Here is an 18,664-nt window from a genome sequence, read left to right as displayed (position 1 = left end):
TCTCATCCAGTATTGATGGATATAGAGGTTCAAGAAATTTAAACAGTTAAGTCATCACATCATGAAACGCAAGCTGCTCCTCAATACCTAAACGACGTATGAAATCCGTCAACTGCCTTATTCGGCTGTCATCATCAGCAATTTCAGTCTAAAATAAAGGATATCCTTCTTGCATTAATGTGCTTCGACGTTAAGATGTTTCGAACATTGCCTCATAAAGTATACGACACCAAAATCTCTGTTACCTTTAGATTTTATCGATGGATTCAAGATTTTTCAAAAAGTAAAAAATGTCCTCTTCAATAAATCTCTTTAGTTCGAGCAAAACCATTATATTTTCCCAGCACACGCTCACTACCATTCATATTTCTTGATAATTTATTCTTCATAAGTTATTCGAGAATACTTAATCATTCCTTTTATTATTTTCAGAAAGTTCTGCACTTAGACCTACAATGCAGAAAAATACCCTATAACCGCTGACGGGGGATCAGGAAAAGATAATATGTATAACCATTTATTAACTTTTTATTGATTAACTACTTCTTAAATCTTTATATGATTCTCTTGCGATTTCTTCCATTACAGAAGTGTAAAACTTTTTATTCTCGAATAACTTTGAGAAAGAAGTAACTGACTCCATGTAGCATTCCTGCGCTACCTTTTTAAATATTTCAGGAAAAATGCTCCTCTCGAAAACTTCAGCATCGTTGTTTTTGGCATAAGATTTAAGCTTCTTATTATCCTTGACCACTTTATAATATATTGTCTCCACGATAACCTTATCGCCTTCGGTAAAAGTACCATTAAACTTCTCGTTAATTTTTCTAATAATGTTTTCCAAAAGTTCATCATCACTTACAACGACAGATTCTGGAACAAACCTCTTTGGATTTGTAAGTGTTTGGTAAATTGAATTTGTTTCGAGGATAATATCACCTTTAAACGTCTCTTCAAGCTTATAGAATTCTAAGCGCAGCTTATCCTCGATATTAATATCCTTATCGCTTTCCTTCGGAATCATCTTAGCAAGATATGATGTAAATGCGAATTCCATCTGGAGGCTCTTATCAAACATTCTGATAATCTGAACAATATAAGAATACCATTTGTTAAAATTTCGTATAGTCATTCGATATTCGTAACGTTTTTCTATATTAAGGTCATTATACCTATCAACAACAGGCTTTAACAAAGCGGTCATTTTACCAAGATCCTTATTTGTCTGCTCTCCATTCTTATAATATATTTTGATGAAGTTTTCAATATCAGCATCACTGTAAAGCTTAAATTTACGCAACAAACTTTGTGTCTGATAAATAAGGTTTACATTTATTTCTTCATCAAGCATAGTAGCTTCATAAAATCGTGAAAATGATTTTTTTATATCCTCCGTGGAATTCACAAAATCCAAAATAAACGTATCATCTTTGCCACGGCAAGTACGGTTTAATCTTGAAAGTGTCTGGACTGCCTTAACGCCTTCGAGCTTTTTATCAACAAACATAGTGTGAAGTAACGGCTCATCAAATCCAGTCTGATACTTCTCCGCAACAATAAGGCAATTAAAGTCATGATGAAAGTCTTCTGGTAACTGCTTTTCCTTAATAGTGGAGCCATCAGGTCGTTTGTTTAAACTCTCTTCTGTGTACGTAACGGTTTCACCATGTTCATTGAGATCATTTATTACACCTGAAAAAGCAATAAGAATATCAATCTCATCATACTTATTTTTCTCAATGTACCTCTTGAATTCGTGATAATAACGAACAGCATGAAGGCGAGAGGCAGTAACCACCATTGCTTTCGCATTTCCGCCGATTTTATTTTTGGTTATTTCTCTAAATTGTTCGACAATAACTGCAGTTTTTTGTTGCAGATTATGTGGGTGCAACTCCTGATATCTACGAACAGCTTTTACTGCCTTTGTAGTCGGAACTTCAGGATTATCAGGAGTATTTTTGGAAATTTTAAAGCAAGTTCTATACGACATATAGTTTTTTAATACGTCAATTATAAATTCTTCCTCAATAGCTTGTCGCATACTGTAATTATGAAAAGGACGGAAGGTTCCATCGCCATGCTTCTCGCCAAACATTTCAAGGGTTTTCTCTTTTGGGGTTGCTGTAAAAGCAAAGAACGACAAGTTCTTGTGTCTACCGTGTGTAATCAACTCTTTAATAAGCTGATCTTCAGTATCCTCCAATTCGAATTCTGCTTGGTTTTCAATACCCGCATATTCTTTTAGTGCTTCTTCTACATCAGCCAGAGCTGCCTTTAATTTTTTTGCGCTGTTCCCAGATTGAGATGAATGAGCTTCATCTACAATAATAGCGAACCTTCTGCCTTTGTTGTCATCTATTTCTTCATAGATAACAGGAAACTTTTGAAGTGTTGTGATAATAATTTTTTTGCCATCGTTGATTGCATCCCGCAGATCCTTTGAGCTCTTCTTATCGTCAATGGTTTCAACTACTCCTTCAACGTGATCAAAACCCGAAATCGTATTTTGTAGTTGATTATCAAGTACGCGGCGATCAGTAACAACGATGATAGAAGTAAAGATGCTATTGTCATCTTTATCATGTAGTGTAGATAGTCTATAAGCCAGCCAGGCAATTGAATTACTCTTTCCTGATCCTGCGGAATGTTGAATTAAATAGTTCTTTCCACTTCCATTCAACCTAACATCAGCAGCTAACTTTGTTACAACATCAAGTTGATGATATCGTGGAAAAATAATTTTCTTATTTATTTTAGTTTTTCGTCTTCCATCCACTTTTTCGGTTGATTCTGAAACACCCAAATGAATGTATCTTTGTAAAATGTCTAGCAAAGCATCTTTTTGCAAGACGTTTTCCCATAAATAAGAAGTGACATAACCTTCGCCGTCACCTGCTGGATTACCTGCACCACCAACTTCTCCTGCACCATTCGAACCTCGATTAAACGGCAAAAAGAACGTATCTTTTCCCTTTAACTGAGTTGCCATAGCAACCTCATAAAGATCAACAGTGAAAAACACAAGTATTCTGTTATTAAAATTGAATATGCATTCTTTGGGGTCACGGTCATACATGAATTGCCGTTTAGCATTATCAATTGATTGTCCTTTTAGTTGATTCTTTAATTCTACTGCTACAATAGGGATACCATTTAAAGATAACACCATATCAATGGACTTTTCATTTTGTGTTGAATATTTAAACTGGCGAGTACAAGTTAGAATATTTTTATTGTATTGCTTTATTACATTATCATTCAAACTTGTTTCTGGTCTGAAAAATGCAATTTTAAACCTTATACCACGATCAATGATACCGTTCCTTAGAACATGAATTAAACCTTCACTATCAATATTCATTTGTAAACAACGATAGAGACGAGCTTGAGCGTCTATGCCATCTCGATTTACTTGTCGTTCCCATTCATTGGACTGTGAAGTAGATAAAAAAGTAACAAGTGTTTTCATATCGATAGCTTTTTTGCGATCATAGGTATTAAGTTCGCCTTTTAGATATCCGCCTACAGAGGAAAGTAAATAACTTTCGATATCTTGCTCAAAGCGTTTTTCATTATCTTGCATTCATAATTACCACCTTACCCACTAATCGTCTTTTTCCCATAACCTTTCGGGACAAGATTAAGCTGTTTCATTTGTTCAATGGCACTAAGCCATGCATCCCTTAAAAAACGCTTTTTACTATCATGCCAATTGTTCATTACATCACTAACAATGTCTTCATCATTAAACTCGCAACCTGCGATAATAAAATCATTCCAAGAAGCATAGAGTGTTGCAAAAATTTCAGCTTCTTCTGTAGTGAGCGGTTTGAAAATATTAATGATTCTACTTATTTCTCTATTGTAGTCTGCATAATACTTTTTATAATAGGTCTTATACTTAGATATTTCTTTTGCAGGACTATATTTAACACCATATTTATTTTTTGTTATAGTGAACCACTTATTTTTCTGTGATATCATGTTCTCACATTGATAAATTGATCCATCAAGAGGTCCTGCAACCTCACGTTTATATTCAGTGTCAAAATCAAACCCGATATGTGTTTCAAGAATATAAAGCATCTTTTCAAGTTTTACACGGCCAAATTGTGAAGCATGGGCAGTATCAATAATCTTGCTTGCTAAAATCGCCTGCGCAAAACGTTTTTTATTGGTTGGAAGTACCACTGGAAATAATGGATAAACAGTAGCAGGTTCATTAAGCATTTTAATTGCTGAAACATCAATTTTTCCAGTAACACATTCGTAAATCAAATTCTTTTTATAAGCTTCAAGCTCCAAAATTAACCTTTGTTTTTGAATTACTATTTTGTCAATTTCAGAACATTTTTCATCTAGAATATCCGCAATATCTTGTTGTTCTTTTATTGATAATACCGGTAGAGGGAAATTCATGAATTTTTCAGTCTGTAGTCTCCACCGTCCAAGATGAGACACTCCCTGTGCCAATCCATAAAATGTTTTGTTTGTGTAACAGGCTTGCAATAAATACATATAGTATTTTTTATAGTATTTTTTTTCGTTGATTAGTTTAAACACTCTATAATCAGGACTAGTGACACCATTATAAGGTGAAAAATCAACCCAACCTGTAAGTAAATCCATGTGATTCATTATAAAATCACCAGCTTGAACAAGTTGATATTTACTGTAATCTGCAGAAATTTGACCTTCATTATTTGTAATATCTTTTATCTTTATTCCACTTTGGGTGACTGATAGAATATCATGCCCTAATTCTTTGGAAATTTCTTTTTTTATACAAAAAATATATTTTAGCTTCATTGTTCTCCAATGTTTTGGAATCTTTCCAATCCACTCAACATTACTATCTTTTAAAGGTACATTGGAATCTATTCCTGTAGTTACAACCTCATTTACAAGTGAGTTTTTATATTCTTTAAATTCATTAATAGCCTTTCTAGTATTATCAATTATGCCATCAATCTCTAAACACTTTCGATGAAGATACTCTGAAATAAGTTGTTGTTCTACATTAGGTGGAACAATGGTAAGAATTTGTCCAAAGTCAGTTTCTGTTAAAGAGTTTCTTAAGTTTTTTGATAGATGCAGAAATGATTTTTTGTCATCAATCATTCTTAGCAAATAATAATAATATTTAGCGTTGTAATTATTTTTTAGCACAAATTGACTATAAGCAGGACTTGTTAGACCGTCATTGTTAATTAAACCTACACATCTGGGTGTTACGTCAATATCAAATAAACATAATAGTAGATTACCTGGTCTCACTATCTGATAACCATCAAAAGTAGCTGGCATTTTACCAGAGGGATTTGTTAAGTCTCGTACAATTACCCCTCGCATAGTTAAAGACAAAATATCTTGCCCCTCATATTTATCACAGATATTTTTTTCTTTTCTCATTACATATTTATGAGGGACAACTTCCCAGCTTTTCGGAATTAAACCTATCCAATTAATTCCACTATCCTTCATCTCACGATTCATTTTATATCACCACCCGTTGAAAACAATCTGTCAAGTGATGCCGATATAATCTGCTCTATATTTTTTATTCTAACTGCAACTTTTTCGCTTTTTTCAGGTTCAACATATTTATAAAAATACCTCGGAAATGGAATTTCATATCCAATAGTTGTTTTTTGCTTGTCTATCCATGCATCGGGATTAAATGGCTTAATATTTTTTTCAAAGTAAATATCGATATCATCCGTTAATGGTACATTTTCTGTATCTCTATTATTTGTATTAACAGCTACCTTTTTCCCTTTCATTATTTTCTCACCTTTTTCATCGACAAGCGGGCTTTCAATTACAATTTTGTTATATCCAAATTCAACATTATCAATTATTTTTGATTCGCAGGTTTTCTCTCCCAATGAATAGGTCTTATTAAGGTATTCTCCATAAGCCTTAACTATAATATCTCTGCAAGCATCAGTGATATCGTTTCTTTTTTTACCTATGGCTTTTCTTCTTAATTCATACATGTTAGAAGCATCAATGAGTTGTATCTTGCCTTCTCTATGGCTTGGCTTATTCTTAGTGATTATCCATACATAGGTGGATATAGGTGTATTGTAAAATGAATCGTTTGGAAGTTGTACGATAGCATCAATCCAATCATTTTCAATTAGATATCTTCGAATTTCACTTTCACCAGAACCAGCTGAACCCGAAAACAGCGATGATCCATTTTGAATAATTGCCATCTTTCCTCTGTCCTTCTTTAATTTGCTTATACCATTTAGCATAAACAGCATTTGACCATCAGAAATCTTGGGGAGGCCAGCTCCAAATCTGCCTTTATCACTAAGCTTATACTCTGCTTTAACCGCCTTTTCCTCACGCTTCCAATCAATTCCGAATGGTGGATTCGAAATGCAATAGTCGAACGTATATCCAGGAAACTTGTCATCAGAGAGTGTATCTCCAAACTTCATATTTTCAGAATTACTTCCTTTAATAATCATATCTGCTTTTGCAATCGCGTATGTTTCAGGATTGAATTCCTGTCCAAAACAACGAATTTCTGCGTCTGCATCTAATTCACGAAGGCGTTCTTCCATACATCCCAACATTTGCGAAGTTCCCATTGTTTGGTCGTATACTGTTTTGACAACTCCATTCTCAATCATTGCATCTTTTTCATCACAAATTAGAAGATCAGTCATAAGATAAATGATGTCACGGCTTGTGAAATGCGCTCCTGCTTCTTCGTTATAGCTTTCCGAAAACGTTTTTATTAAATCTTCGAATATGTAGCCCATATCGACTGAGGTAATAATGTCTGCACCTAAATAGCTTGATTTTTTATTAAACTCCTGAATAATATAAAAAAGAATATTATTATTAGCTAATTTGGTAATCTCCTTATCGAAATCAAAATGAGCCAGTACATCTTGAACATTATCTGAAAACCCATTCAAGTAAGCTCGGAAGTTCTCTTCAATATGAGAAGCATCTGCCAAAAGTGAATCAAACGTAAATGGACTAACGTTATAGAAGCTTAGCCCTGCGGCAACTTCGAGAAAGCCATCTTTAACTTCAAAGTTCTTTACTTTTTCATAGGTTTCAGTTACCTTATCTCTACTAGGAAGAAGAGTATCGTGGAATCTTTTTATAACTGTCATCGGTAGAATAACCTTACCGTATTCATGAGGCTTATATAGTCCCACTAGATGGTTTGCATTGTTCCAAATCATATTCGATTTCTCTTTGATATTTATGGTTGTTTGGCTGCTTAAAGACTTTTCTGACATTTATCTTAATCCTTCTTTCGTCAACTTGCATTTTCTAGGTGTAACATTAGATATATTCAACAATCACTGGGCTTTCTCCTTCTTTCGATGTTTACTTACAGAAAGGGGGACGAACTGTTCGATGTTTCCGAATAGTTCGTCCCCAAATTAACATCATCAAGGCAACTGTACCTAACTTACTGGTTAAACGACCATTCATCTTACTGTCAATAGTTACATGAATGTATGGCGAGCTCCCAACTAAATTCCTGGAGACCAAATATTTCTCCATACAGATATGAGGGGTATGATTTTTATCGTTGCTTTTATCGAAGGTGTTATCGTAATAATCCAAGCAATCTCGAAAAGCGACGACAATTTGTGAATTGATAAAGTTCGGATTATAGAGCCATATTTTCAGATAGAATGGTTCATTTAATCTTTTCATTTGCTGGTACCAAGATTGGTAAACTTCTATCAGTGCCTCAAGTAGTAATCGAGAATACCACATCGGAGGATTACGTCTAGTTAGCCTGTAGAATGGGGCGATCCATAACTTTACATAGTCTCTATTGCTACGACATAGCTGTTCAATGTCCAAATTAATATGACGTTATTTCCACTGTTCAATTAGCTTAATTTCACGCTTCCAGCCACGGATTTTCTTTTTGTTAGAGAATGGATTACCCATATTATTGTCCTTTACATATTTTATTAGAACTGTACGGGGAGTAGCTTTTCATGACCCATTCATGAAATACGCGATAAGCTGAACTGGAATCAGCTACAGAAAAAATGAACGTGCCCTGTACTTCTCTACGGCTTAACTTGGAATCAACAAGAGACTTCTCATCCGCTTCATCTAAGAATATATCATAGGTTCTATCTTTATTTTTGAATCCCACAGCATGGATATCAAGCCCCTCCTTAAAAAAGCCTAATTGAATTATGGATGGCTCTATTTCAACTTTTTCTTTGGAGAGTGTTGGATTCTGTAATTCTTCACCAAAGTTGCTTTCATCTATTAGATAACCTTGAAAATATCCATCTACCATGAAACCAAGACGTTCAATTATTAAATGTTGTTTATCAAAAGGAAAGTTTGTAATTTGACCTAGATCATTATCGGAATATTCCCATATGATATGTTCTAAAATTTTTGAATGCGTGTAGCTAATTGCTCTAGAGATTTCTCTAGTTAAAGGTTTATCAAGAGTCCCTTTGATTACTTCCCTCACACTATTGTAATACTCCCAAAATAACGAAAAATCAAATAATGATTCTTCGCTTAATTTATGTATAAAGGTGTTATCTAGGCAGTGATAGTTATTCATAAGTACCTGTAATTCGCTCTCCATAAAGTCCCTCCAATTTTCACTCTACATAATCATTCCATTCTTAACTGAAAAACCATTCCAGTCAAAGGATGGGTCTGAACCCCGATACATCTTGTTATTAATCTTTTCTTACCAGCACCGCCACTCTCTCACATTGTCGAGCGATCAGTAGGAACAACCTCGACCCAAAGTACCCCCAACAAATAAAAAACCGACGATCTAAATCAAATAGGGGCTTCTCTCTAATTATTACAAGCCACTCAAGAGTGTATTCTTAATTCTCACTACCAATCCATTCGCCGGGTGCCCCCTTACCCATCTATGACCCTTCACAGGTAAAAATCATCCACTTCACACTGTACTACGCCGCAGCTCATAAAAATAATGCACCACCGGATGCTTTAACTCCATCTTCTCCGCCATGCTCAAGAGCCGCTTCTTTCCAACCCTCCTGTCCACCAAAGCCAGTATATTCAATACCATATCACTGCTCTCTAGACTTTCCTCTATAGGAGTAGTTAAGAACTTATTCGCCACCACGATAAAATTCGATTTACTTAATTCAGCCTGTGCTGACATTAGCTCTTTGGCATGTTCGGTACTTTTTCTGCTTCTTGCCATTACTATTAGGCGTTCCTCCGGCACTGGTCCCTTGGTTGCTTGTCTGACCGCTTCAATGTCGTCATTGGTGATAGGAATCTGGATATCCGGATCATTCTTAACTTCCAGCTCTGTTTGATACCATCTGATAGTGTTCGTTTTATCACTCATGTTGAGTACGTTCTTTTTATCTACCGAGATATAACAAATCCCTGATTTATCAGGCAGATAACGGTAGCCTGGTGCGCGGTATTCTACCCTTCCATTTAACGCAGGACTGAGAAAGCCCTCCAGTTGTTGCTTCAATTTGCTCCAGGACATGTAATTCCCCTCCATATAAAAACAGAGAAAAGGCTTATTGGCTCCGGGTTTGTCCCCCTCCCCATTCAGCCGATCCTCTATGTGTTCACTCAAGCGTATACAGCAATTTCATCACCCAGCAAACGGACTCTCAGGCAACCCTAGCGCTATACGTAAAAGGGCCAAATTGGATAATTCCGGATTGATCCGGTATTGCTCATATTCTCTTCGCCTAACGAGTATTTCGGCACTTTCTGCGGGAGCTTTCACTTGTGTGTCGTGAACCCATTGCAGTAGCACGGTTAGATTCCCGTAAGCAGTAACCTCTTGCTCGGAGAGATTCTTGTCTGTTATGATATTGTATCCTTTAACGGCAAACGCTTTGGGGAGCTGATTAGCCTCTCTTCGTTCATTAACCCGGGTCAGACCGACGGCGGTAGCCAATTTCGATTCCAACAGTTCCAGCGTAGCTTCCAGCTCAGCGCTCTGCCAACCAGTGACGGTTACCCCCTGTTTATCGATCTGAATATTAGCCAAATCATTCGAGATCTGGATTTCGTCCAAGCTAAGCTGCTCCCGACGATCCGCTGGTATAGTGCCTAATAGCCCGTCCAGCTTGTCTGCCCGGCTAATTACAGTTATATCTTCTGCAGGATCTGTCCCCGGCGCTAGAATATATTTGTCCCCAATGTCCAATAGCATTGTCTCCAGCAGCTCGGGCAACTCGCAAGTATATTCGCGTGTTACAAAAATTTGCTCCCTCATGTCCTCCAGATTACTAACCGGCTTTTCACTTCTACTATTAATTCTGTTGCACAAATCAAGCATCTCCGGATAGTTGCCGGCCATTATGTCCGCAGGAGACATCTCCTGTTCTGAAGCCTTTGCAGTTTCTTCCTGCAGCTGCTCTATCCTGGTCATTACCTCGGATGCTACATCAGGGTGGCCCCACATAAACACTCCATGGATACACCAATCCTCTATATATGGCTCAATCATTCCGATAGATACGGTCCAAGGAGGAAGCTTAATCATCGTTTCACAGTACGGCATCCGATACCTTTCTTGGGTCCAGATGTCCTCAAGGATCGCACCTTGCTCATATTGGTCCACCAACTGATAGCAGGAAACCTTCATATTTCTCCATCTTTCAAGCATCTCCCGGTCTTCCCCGGAATACCTCTGGCCCCTTTCTTTCACAAACCAGTCTATTCCGCGCAAACCGTTATCATATGCACGAAAGAAATACGCCCACATGTTTCCGGCCCCTTCTCTGTAATAGCTTAAAGTAGAATCGAAGGGTTTGATTTTTTGATGATCGAAGCTCCATTCCCCGCCTTGCTTTTGAGCCAGAAAGGAATACAGGTCATTGGTCAATCTAAATTTCCGGTCAAAAAAATGCCGCGCCTTCGCCTGCACCGTCTGATCCTCCGACTGCTTAAGTAAACAGCATTGCTTGTACTTTTTCCCGCTTCCACAAGGACAAGGGTCATTTCTTCCTATCATGTCACACACTCCTCGGGAGTTTATATATTCACCTCACCTGTCCACACATCTTCAACCACGGATTTCCTTTTTAGTAGAGAGGGGATTAGCTATAGTCATGTCCTTTACGTCGTTTATTTGAAGTTACAATCCTTTCACATAAATCCATCTTCAGGTTCACCAACGTCAAAATCTAATACCTTTGTTGCTTCTGATTTAAACCTTGTTATCCAGGAATCCCAATCGCTCTGATTCATCTGGGCATAAAATGACAATCCGCCCGGCTCAACGGATGCTTCAATAAAAACATCATCATCTTCCTGCCCGAACCAATGTGGAATTCCGTCTTTATACCCCTTCCAACCGGGCATAGACTTATATATAGCAGCAACTTTACTCCATACTTCATCAGGTAGATGATACCATATATTGAGATTACAATGATGAGAGTTTATGTTATTCATTTACTGGGCACCACTTCTCTTATTGCTGCCTACAATTGTAGGTCAGCGAATCAGTAAGTCGAGTTTGGCAACGACATCTGACAGTATGATCTGTGGTACTTTACAGATGAACACTGCCTGTCGGGATTGCCAATCTAGACTCTTTACTTGATCGGCAAGGATAACCCCTTCGATGGGCAGATCCTGCGGAATGACTACTTCAAACGGGTAGCCCTTTGGTTTAGAAGTTACCGGACAGAGCAAGGAAAGTCCGACCTTACCATTATAGGAAGCAGGAGACACGACAAAAGCCGGACGTTTGCCTGCCTGTTCATGCCCCGCTTGCGGGTTGAACTGCAACCATACCAAGTCGCCTCGATCCGGCACATACCCGCCCATTACCATACTTCCCGTCCTTGTTGTTTGCCTGTAGAGACCTCATTATGGAGATTTTCCGGGGTGACCTGGGAAAGGATTTCGTCCAGTGTAGCCGACTTCGGCTTGATGATAAGATGTCCATCTTCCACATCAAGATCGACTTCGGAGCCTTCCTCAATACCGACCTTTAGGGCAAGAGATTTCGGAATGCGAATGCCCAAGCTGTTACCCCATTTTCGAACCTGAAACATAGACCCGCCTCCCAGAATGTATAAACAAAGTGTAAACAAAGTGATTTTAGAAGTCAAATCATTGTGTAGAATATATATAAAAAACAGAGGAAAGGCTTGTTGGCTCCGGGCTCATCCCCTTCCCCATTCATCCGATCCTCACTCGTTTAGCGTCTATTCTATTTTCCACTCGGATTTCTACAATCTTGGCAGCTTAATTCCCACTTTCCTCCGCCTCGTCAGGCTCCTTGCTTCCAAATTCATCGAGCAGCGCACGCACTTCACTTGTCGACTTAGTGTTCATTAAGTTATTTCTTAATTCACTGGCCCCGCGAAATCCGCGGACATATATTTTAAAGAATCGTTGAAGGGGGCTGAACGAACGCGGTGCCTGTACGGAGTATTTATCATAGAGATCCAGATGCAGCCGCAGCAGATCAAGTAATTCCTCACTACTGTGATCCTTCGGCTCCTGCTCAAAAGCAAACGGATTCTGAAAAATACCGCGACCAATCATAATACCATCCACACCGTACTCTTCAGCGAGCTTAAGACCAGTCTGACGGTCGGGGATATCCCCGTTAATGGTCAGCAGTGTATGGGGTGCCACCTCATCGCGAAGCTTCTTAATCTCCGGAATCAGTTCCCAGTGGGCATCTACTTTACTCATTTCCTCTCGTGTGCGCAGATGAATAGACAGATTAACAATGTCTTGCTTCAAAATATGGGTCAACCAGCCGCGCCATTCGTCTAAGTCACTGAAACCGAGTCTTGTTTTCACACTGACAGGCAGTCCCCCGGCTTTTGCAGCCTGGATGATATCCGCTGCGGTGTCCGGACGGCAGATCAGGCCGCTTCCCTTCCCGTTCTGTGCTACATTCGCTACAGGGCAACCCATATTAATATCGATGCCCTTGAACCCTTCTTTCGCCATACCGATGCTCATTTGACGGAAGTATTCCGGCTTGTCTCCCCAGATATGTGCTACGATGGGCTGTTCATCCTCTGTAAAAGTCAAACGCCCGCGCACAGCATGGTGCCCCTCGGGGTGACAATAGCTCTCTGTATTCGCAAACTCCGTAAAAAACACATCCGGTCTGGCAGCAATACTTACGACATGGCGAAAAACAACATCCGTCACATCTTCCATAGGCGCCAGTATAAAAAAAGGCCGTGGTAAATCACGCCAAAAATTATTTGTCATCTCAAAAACCTCTCTATGAATACGGCATGATAAATCAAAGTATATCATAAAAGAAGGGGTATTTTTTTGTTTTACACCTCAGCCTATATGTTTCCGTCAAAAGAAATATAATAAAGCTATGGAGGTGTTGTGCGTGGGAAATACATGGCTTGTTCCGGTTGACGCTGAAAAACCGGCTGACGGACGATATAGGAGTGCTAAAGTAAAGGATGGTGAAAATATATGAAACGGATATTTTTGGTTGAGGACGATAAGGCAATCGCTAAAAACCTTATACTTTTGCTTCGCTCGGAGGGATTTACAGTCATCCACGCCCCTACGCGGAGTGAAGCTCTTGCCGCACTTGCCGGGAATAAATTCGACTTGGCGTTGATTGATATTTCCTTGCCTGACGGAAATGGCTTTACGGTTTGCACGGAAATCAAAGAAACAGGGGATGTACCCGTTATCTTTCTGACGGCATCCGGCGATGAGGCGAGTGTTGTTACCGGGCTGAACATGGGCGCGGATGACTATATCACCAAGCCTTTTCGTCCGCGTGAATTGATTGCGCGAATTGGAACCGCCCTGCGAAAAAGCGGGCGTTCCGGGGCGGATTTTGAAATTCGCGGGCTTCATGTCGATACGGCAAGCGGCGTTGTGAAAAAAAACGGCAACGAGGTTTTTCTTTCAGCATTAGAATACCGCTTGTTGCTGGTGTTTATTAGCAACCCAAAAAGTATTATCACGAGGGGCAAGCTACTTGACGAATTGTGGGACGCGGCGGGTGAGTTTGTCAATGACAATACATTGACCGTGTACATCAAACGCTTGCGGGAGAAGATAGAGAACGACCCGGCAAGCCCGCAAATTATTCTGACCGTTCGCGGGACAGGGTATAGATTGGGGGGCGGGCATGCTTCGGAATAGAGAGTTTCGGCAGTTTGCCATTTTGTTCTCCTTAATGGCCGTCGCCGCTGTAATGCTGGGTTTTGCAATAAATGAGGCGGCGGGAATCCTTGCCCTTGCTTCTGCCGCCGCCTTTGGCACAGCGTTCTTCGCGTTTACCAAAGCCCGGTACAAAAGCATTGCGCGGATTTCAAATCAAATTGATCTTGTACTTCATAATGCTGACCATCTGTATATTGGTGAATCGGACGAGGGCGAACTTTCCATTCTGCACAGCGAGATAACAAAAATGATGCTGCGTATTCGGGAGCAAAACGACGCGCTGAAAAAAGAAAAAGAACATCTTGCCGATTCGCTTGCCGACATAGCTCACCAGCTCCGAACTCCGCTCACATCCGCGAACCTCATTCTGTCATTGTTAGCGAATAACCCTAATGAAAACGAGCGGAAAGCATTTGTACGGGAAACAGAGGAATTGCTTGTGCGGATGGATTGGCTGATTACTTCTCTATTGAAATTATCCCGCTTGGACGCGGGCATTGTGGTGTTCCAAAGCGGGCAGATCGATGTAAACGCTCTTGTAAACGCCGCGCTTCGCCCGTTCCTAATCTCAATGGAACTGCACGATATTGATTTGCAAATAGACGTGCCGAAAGGGGTAATGATTCAGGGCGATTCGGGTTGGCTTTCGGAAGCCATTCAAAATGTCCTCAAAAATTGCATGGAAAGTGCAGGCGAGCACGGGAAGATTGAGATTGTTTGCACGGACAACCCGCTGTTTACCGGGATTGCTATCCACGACAGCGGCGCGGGCTTTGAAAAAGAAGATTTACCCTGCCTGTTCGACAGGTTCTATCGCGGGAAAAACCCAAACGCTACAGGATACGGGATTGGACTTTCTCTCTGCAAGATGATTATAACAAGGCAGGGAGGGACGATTACCGCAAAAAATCACCCGCAGGGCGGTGCGGTATTTGCCATTCGTTTCCCAAAGTGACGAATCTCTCACCTGAAAGTCACAGGGATGTAAGATGAAGGTTCTATTATATGGGTAAACCATGAGAAGGAGACTCACATAATGGAGTTCTTAAAAATTGAAAATCTATGCAAGGTCTACGGCAAGGGCGAAAACCAAGTTACCGCGCTTGACCATGTTTCGCTTACCATCGAAAAGGGGGAGTTTACCGCAATCATCGGCTCCTCCGGCTCCGGCAAATCCACATTGCTTCACATCATCGGCGGCGTGGACGTGCCGACAAGCGGAAAGGTGTATTTGGACGGGCAGGATGTATATGCCCAAAGCAATGAGAAACTCGCCATCTTCCGCAGGCGGCAGGTCGGACTGATTTACCAGTTTCACAACCTCATTCCCACTCTGAATGTGATGGAAAACATCACCTTACCTATACTGATGGACAAGCGGAAGGTCAACGAGGAACGGCTGAATGACTTGTTGGACCTGCTTGGGCTGAAAGACCGGAAAATGCATTTACCCAATCAGCTTTCGGGCGGTCAGCAGCAGCGCGTATCCATAGGACGCGCTCTGATGAATGCCCCGGCGGTCATGCTTGCCGACGAACCCACGGGCAGTTTGGACAGCCGAAATGGACATGAAATTATCAACCTGCTTAAATTAAGCAATCAAAAATATCGGCAGACTCTTCTCATCGTCACGCATGACGAAAATATCGCCCTGCAAGCAGACCGCATTATCGGCATATCAGACGGCAAAGTAGTGCGGGACGAGAGGCAGGTGGCACGGTCATGAACATTTTCAACAAGGTCGCCCTACAAGGACTGAAAAAGAACCGCACACGAACGCTAGTAACGATTATCGGAGTTGTTCTGTCTGCTGCCATGATTACGGCGGTCGCCACCTTTGGCGTATCCCTGCTGAGCTATATGACAAATGGCGCAATTGCAAAATACGGCGATTGGCATGTCGAGTTTTTGGATGTTAATTCCTCTTTCGTACAGGAACGAACCCACGACGATGGAGTTGCAAGCACCGCAACCTTTGAAAATATCGGTTACGCAGCGCTTGACGGCGGCAAAACCCCGGGCAAGCCGTATCTTTTTCTGGCTGGTTACAGTGAGGAAACCTTGGATGCTCTGCCTGTCACACTATTTTCCGGCAGGATGCCCGAAAACAGCGGAGAGATTCTTGTTTCGGGGAAAGTCGCAACCGAAGCCGGCGTGAAATTCGCGGTGGGCGACACCGTTTCCCTCACGGTGGGAAGCCGCATGAGCGGCGGCGAAAAGCTCGGTCAGAATGTCCCGTACAATGCCCAGAGCGAAACCTTTGTACCTCAGGGTGAGAAAACCTACAAGGTTGTGGGTATTTGTCAAAGACCCCGCTTTGAGGAAAACTCCGCGCCGGGATATACCCTAATCACTAAAACAGATGCCGGGGATAGCACAGATAGCTTCAGCCTGTTTGTCACACTGAAAAACCCGCGCCAAATACATGCTTACATCGACAAAACAGCCGGAGACCATGCGTATTTTTTGAATGATTATGTGCTGCGTTTCATGGGCCTTTCGGACGATAACATGTTCAACAGGCTTCTGTATGCGGTTGGCGGCATTGTGGTCGCCATCATCATGATAGGCTCGATTTTTCTGATTTACAACTCCTTCAACATCTCCCTGAATGAGCGTACACAGCAGTTTGGTATCCTCATGTCAGTGGGAGCCACGGCAAAGCAGCTACGAAATTCAGTACTGTTTGAGGGACTTTGCATCGGCGCGGTCGGCATACCGATAGGTATACTGGTTGGCATGGGCGGCATCAAACTCGTAATCGACATTGTCGCCAAGACGTTTGGTAACATCCTCTACACTGATGTCCCATTGACCGTGACGGTATCCATTCCCGCAATTATTGCTGCGGCAGCGGTCAGCATGGTTACGATTCTGATTTCGGCCTATATCCCAGCAAGAAAAGCTGTAAACACGCCTGTGATGGAGTGTATTCGCCAGACGAACGAGGTCAAGGTTGAATCTAAAGCTGTTAAAACTTCAAACCTGTCACAGCACATTTACGGTTTGGAGGGAACCCTTGCACTCAAAAATTTTAAGAGAAACAAGAAACGCTATCGCAGCATTGTGCTGTCGCTTGTTTTAAGTGTAGTGCTGTTTATATCAGCCAGTGCTTTTGTGACAGATCTGAAGCTGGCGTTAGGTCAGTCGACAGAGGTTACGACCTACGACATCGCCTTTGCCGCACGGGACATGGACGACAGCGAAATGCTGCCGCTATATAACAAGATGAAGACCGCTGATGGCGTCTATGCAAGCTCATATCAGGCGCTTGTTACCTATTCAGGCACTGCCAAAGCAAGCGATATGACAGACGATTACTGGGAATATGCGCCTTCTTATGCACCGGGCGATACTGTTAAACTGCCCATGCAATTTCAGTTCCTTGATGAAAGCACCTATCTTAGTATTCTTGCAGAGCTGGGTCTGCCAGCAGAGGAATATACCGGGCAAAATGCGAAGCTGATTTCCGTTGCCAAGATTGAAGAGGCGGGCGAATATGTGGACGTGTTCAAAAACTCTGCCATGAATTTCACCATCGTGCCCAGGACAGATGACGGGACGGAGCCCGAACAGGGGAAAAACGTCAGCATTACGTTTGTCGATACCGCGCCGCCCGATACACTCCCGATTCTGGATGCCACGGAGCCGACGCCGATCTTTTTCTATGTGATGGCTCCCTATTCGCTCAAAGAGCAGTATGTAACACCTGACACTCATGTGGCTATGAAGGGCATGACCTTTCAGTCAGAGAGCCCCACGCAGTCGGCAGCTGAAATGGAAACAATGATCGAGGGCGCGGGGATCACAGCTGCGTACAATATGTACAATATGAACAGACTGATGGATGAGAGCCGTAATTATATCTTCATTGCCAACGTGTTTGCCTATACTTTTATCATTATGATTTCGCTGATTGCAATTGCCAATGTGTTCAACACCATTTCCACGAACATCAAGCTGCGCCGGCGGGAGCTTGCCATGCTCCGCTCGGTGGGAATGTCGGAACACGATTTCCAGAAGATGATGAATTTCGAGTGTGCCTTTTATGGCATGAGGGCGCTGCTCGTCGGGCTTCCCGTAGCGGTGATTTTCTCTTGGCTGATCTACAAAGGGATGTTCATAGGCGGAGCGGACGGTATCGTTTTTGTGCTGCCTTGGGCCAGCATCGGAATCAGCGTGTTCAGCGTGCTCTTTATTGTGTTTGTTACAATGCTGTATGCCATTAGCAAGATCAAAAAGGAAAATATTATTGATGCGCTTCGGGATGATATGACTTGATTCAAAAGCGATATTAAAGTAAAAAGGCTGTTCAAAAAGTAGTACATGCCTACTTTTTGAACAGCCTCAGTCCCCATGAACGGCGTAGGCTTCCAGCGCATTGAAGTAATCCAGCCGGACTTCCTTGGCAATGGAGACGGGAAGAAAACCGTGTTCTGTTCTGTATGTCAATTTAATTCGAGCAGACTGGGTTGCCTCTGTAAATGAAGCCCCCACCTTCTCG

The 18,664-nt window shown here is 41.4% G+C and carries 15 protein-coding genes; 4 read left to right on the top strand and 11 right to left on the bottom strand.

The window, feature by feature from the left end; all coding sequences use genetic code 11:
- Positions 1 to 535 precede the first annotated feature (535 nt).
- The 10 genes from NSS79_RS03675 to NSS79_RS03630 all read right to left on the bottom strand — a co-directional run bounded on the left by NSS79_RS03675 (position 536) and on the right by NSS79_RS03630 (position 13,230).
- A complete protein-coding gene (locus tag NSS79_RS03675) occupies positions 536 to 3,586 on the bottom strand; it encodes a DEAD/DEAH box helicase family protein (RefSeq protein WP_342438318.1) in 3,051 nt (1,016 codons plus the stop codon).
- Positions 3,587 to 3,600: 14 nt separating this feature from the next.
- The gene (locus tag NSS79_RS03670; protein WP_342438317.1) at positions 3,601 to 5,499 is read right to left on the bottom strand and encodes a restriction endonuclease subunit S; all 1,899 of its coding nucleotides are present in this window, start codon (positions 5,497 to 5,499) and stop codon (positions 3,601 to 3,603) included.
- Positions 5,496 to 7,274, bottom strand: a complete 1,779-nt coding sequence (locus NSS79_RS03665; protein ID WP_342438316.1) for a class I SAM-dependent DNA methyltransferase — start codon at positions 7,272 to 7,274, stop codon at positions 5,496 to 5,498. The genes NSS79_RS03670 and NSS79_RS03665 overlap by 4 nt, the downstream gene beginning before the upstream one ends.
- Positions 7,275 to 7,945: 671 nt before the next feature.
- Complete coding sequence (locus NSS79_RS03660) at positions 7,946 to 8,611, bottom strand: Imm41 family immunity protein (RefSeq protein ID WP_342438315.1); 666 nt, start codon at positions 8,609 to 8,611, stop codon at positions 7,946 to 7,948.
- A 330-nt stretch (positions 8,612 to 8,941) separates the two neighbouring features.
- Positions 8,942 to 9,511 (bottom strand): hypothetical protein, encoded by a 570-nt coding sequence (locus NSS79_RS03655; RefSeq protein WP_342438314.1) that lies wholly within the window; start codon positions 9,509 to 9,511, stop codon positions 8,942 to 8,944.
- A 111-nt stretch (positions 9,512 to 9,622) separates the two neighbouring features.
- The gene (locus NSS79_RS03650) at positions 9,623 to 10,996 is read right to left on the bottom strand and encodes an SEC-C metal-binding domain-containing protein (RefSeq protein WP_342438313.1); all 1,374 of its coding nucleotides are present in this window, start codon (positions 10,994 to 10,996) and stop codon (positions 9,623 to 9,625) included.
- A 134-nt stretch (positions 10,997 to 11,130) separates the two neighbouring features.
- Positions 11,131 to 11,439, bottom strand: coding sequence for a hypothetical protein (locus NSS79_RS03645; RefSeq protein WP_038585776.1), 309 nt, complete (start codon positions 11,437 to 11,439; stop codon positions 11,131 to 11,133).
- Positions 11,440 to 11,481: 42 nt separating this feature from the next.
- The gene (mazF, locus tag NSS79_RS03640) at positions 11,482 to 11,823 is read right to left on the bottom strand and encodes an endoribonuclease MazF (RefSeq protein WP_342438312.1); all 342 of its coding nucleotides are present in this window, start codon (positions 11,821 to 11,823) and stop codon (positions 11,482 to 11,484) included.
- Positions 11,817 to 12,047, bottom strand: coding sequence for an AbrB/MazE/SpoVT family DNA-binding domain-containing protein (locus tag NSS79_RS03635; protein WP_342438311.1), 231 nt, complete (start codon positions 12,045 to 12,047; stop codon positions 11,817 to 11,819). The genes mazF and NSS79_RS03635 overlap by 7 nt, the downstream gene beginning before the upstream one ends.
- Positions 12,048 to 12,240: 193 nt before the next feature.
- On the bottom strand, positions 12,241 to 13,230 hold the full coding sequence (locus NSS79_RS03630) for a tRNA-dihydrouridine synthase (protein WP_342438310.1): 990 nt from the start codon (positions 13,228 to 13,230) through the stop codon (positions 12,241 to 12,243).
- Between the two features lie 222 nt (positions 13,231 to 13,452).
- Between NSS79_RS03630 and NSS79_RS03625 the strand changes: the two genes are divergently transcribed.
- The 4 genes from NSS79_RS03625 to NSS79_RS03610 all read left to right on the top strand — a co-directional run bounded on the left by NSS79_RS03625 (position 13,453) and on the right by NSS79_RS03610 (position 18,441).
- The gene (locus NSS79_RS03625; RefSeq protein WP_342438309.1) at positions 13,453 to 14,139 is read left to right on the top strand and encodes a response regulator transcription factor; all 687 of its coding nucleotides are present in this window, start codon (positions 13,453 to 13,455) and stop codon (positions 14,137 to 14,139) included.
- Complete coding sequence (locus NSS79_RS03620; protein ID WP_342438308.1) at positions 14,126 to 15,115, top strand: HAMP domain-containing sensor histidine kinase; 990 nt, start codon at positions 14,126 to 14,128, stop codon at positions 15,113 to 15,115. Before NSS79_RS03625 ends, NSS79_RS03620 begins: the two co-directional genes overlap by 14 nt.
- 81 nt (positions 15,116 to 15,196) lie before the next feature.
- Positions 15,197 to 15,886 carry an ABC transporter ATP-binding protein gene (locus NSS79_RS03615; RefSeq protein WP_038585755.1) on the top strand — a complete coding sequence of 230 codons (690 nt, stop codon included), beginning with the start codon at positions 15,197 to 15,199 and terminating at the stop codon, positions 15,884 to 15,886.
- Positions 15,883 to 18,441 carry an FtsX-like permease family protein gene (locus tag NSS79_RS03610; RefSeq protein ID WP_342438307.1) on the top strand — a complete coding sequence of 853 codons (2,559 nt, stop codon included), beginning with the start codon at positions 15,883 to 15,885 and terminating at the stop codon, positions 18,439 to 18,441. The genes NSS79_RS03615 and NSS79_RS03610 overlap by 4 nt, the downstream gene beginning before the upstream one ends.
- 66 nt (positions 18,442 to 18,507) lie before the next feature.
- On the opposite strand, the gene NSS79_RS03605 is transcribed toward NSS79_RS03610, so the two are convergent.
- A complete protein-coding gene (locus NSS79_RS03605; RefSeq protein WP_342438306.1) occupies positions 18,508 to 18,657 on the bottom strand; it encodes a hypothetical protein in 150 nt (49 codons plus the stop codon).
- Positions 18,658 to 18,664: the final 7 nt, after the last annotated feature.

The organism is Paenibacillus sp. FSL L8-0436, from assembly GCF_038593025.1.
Classification (GTDB): domain Bacteria; phylum Bacillota; class Bacilli; order Paenibacillales; family Paenibacillaceae; genus Paenibacillus_AQ.
The sequence above is the reverse complement of the archived record's forward strand: the minus strand, read 5'-3'. Positions and strand labels throughout refer to the sequence as shown.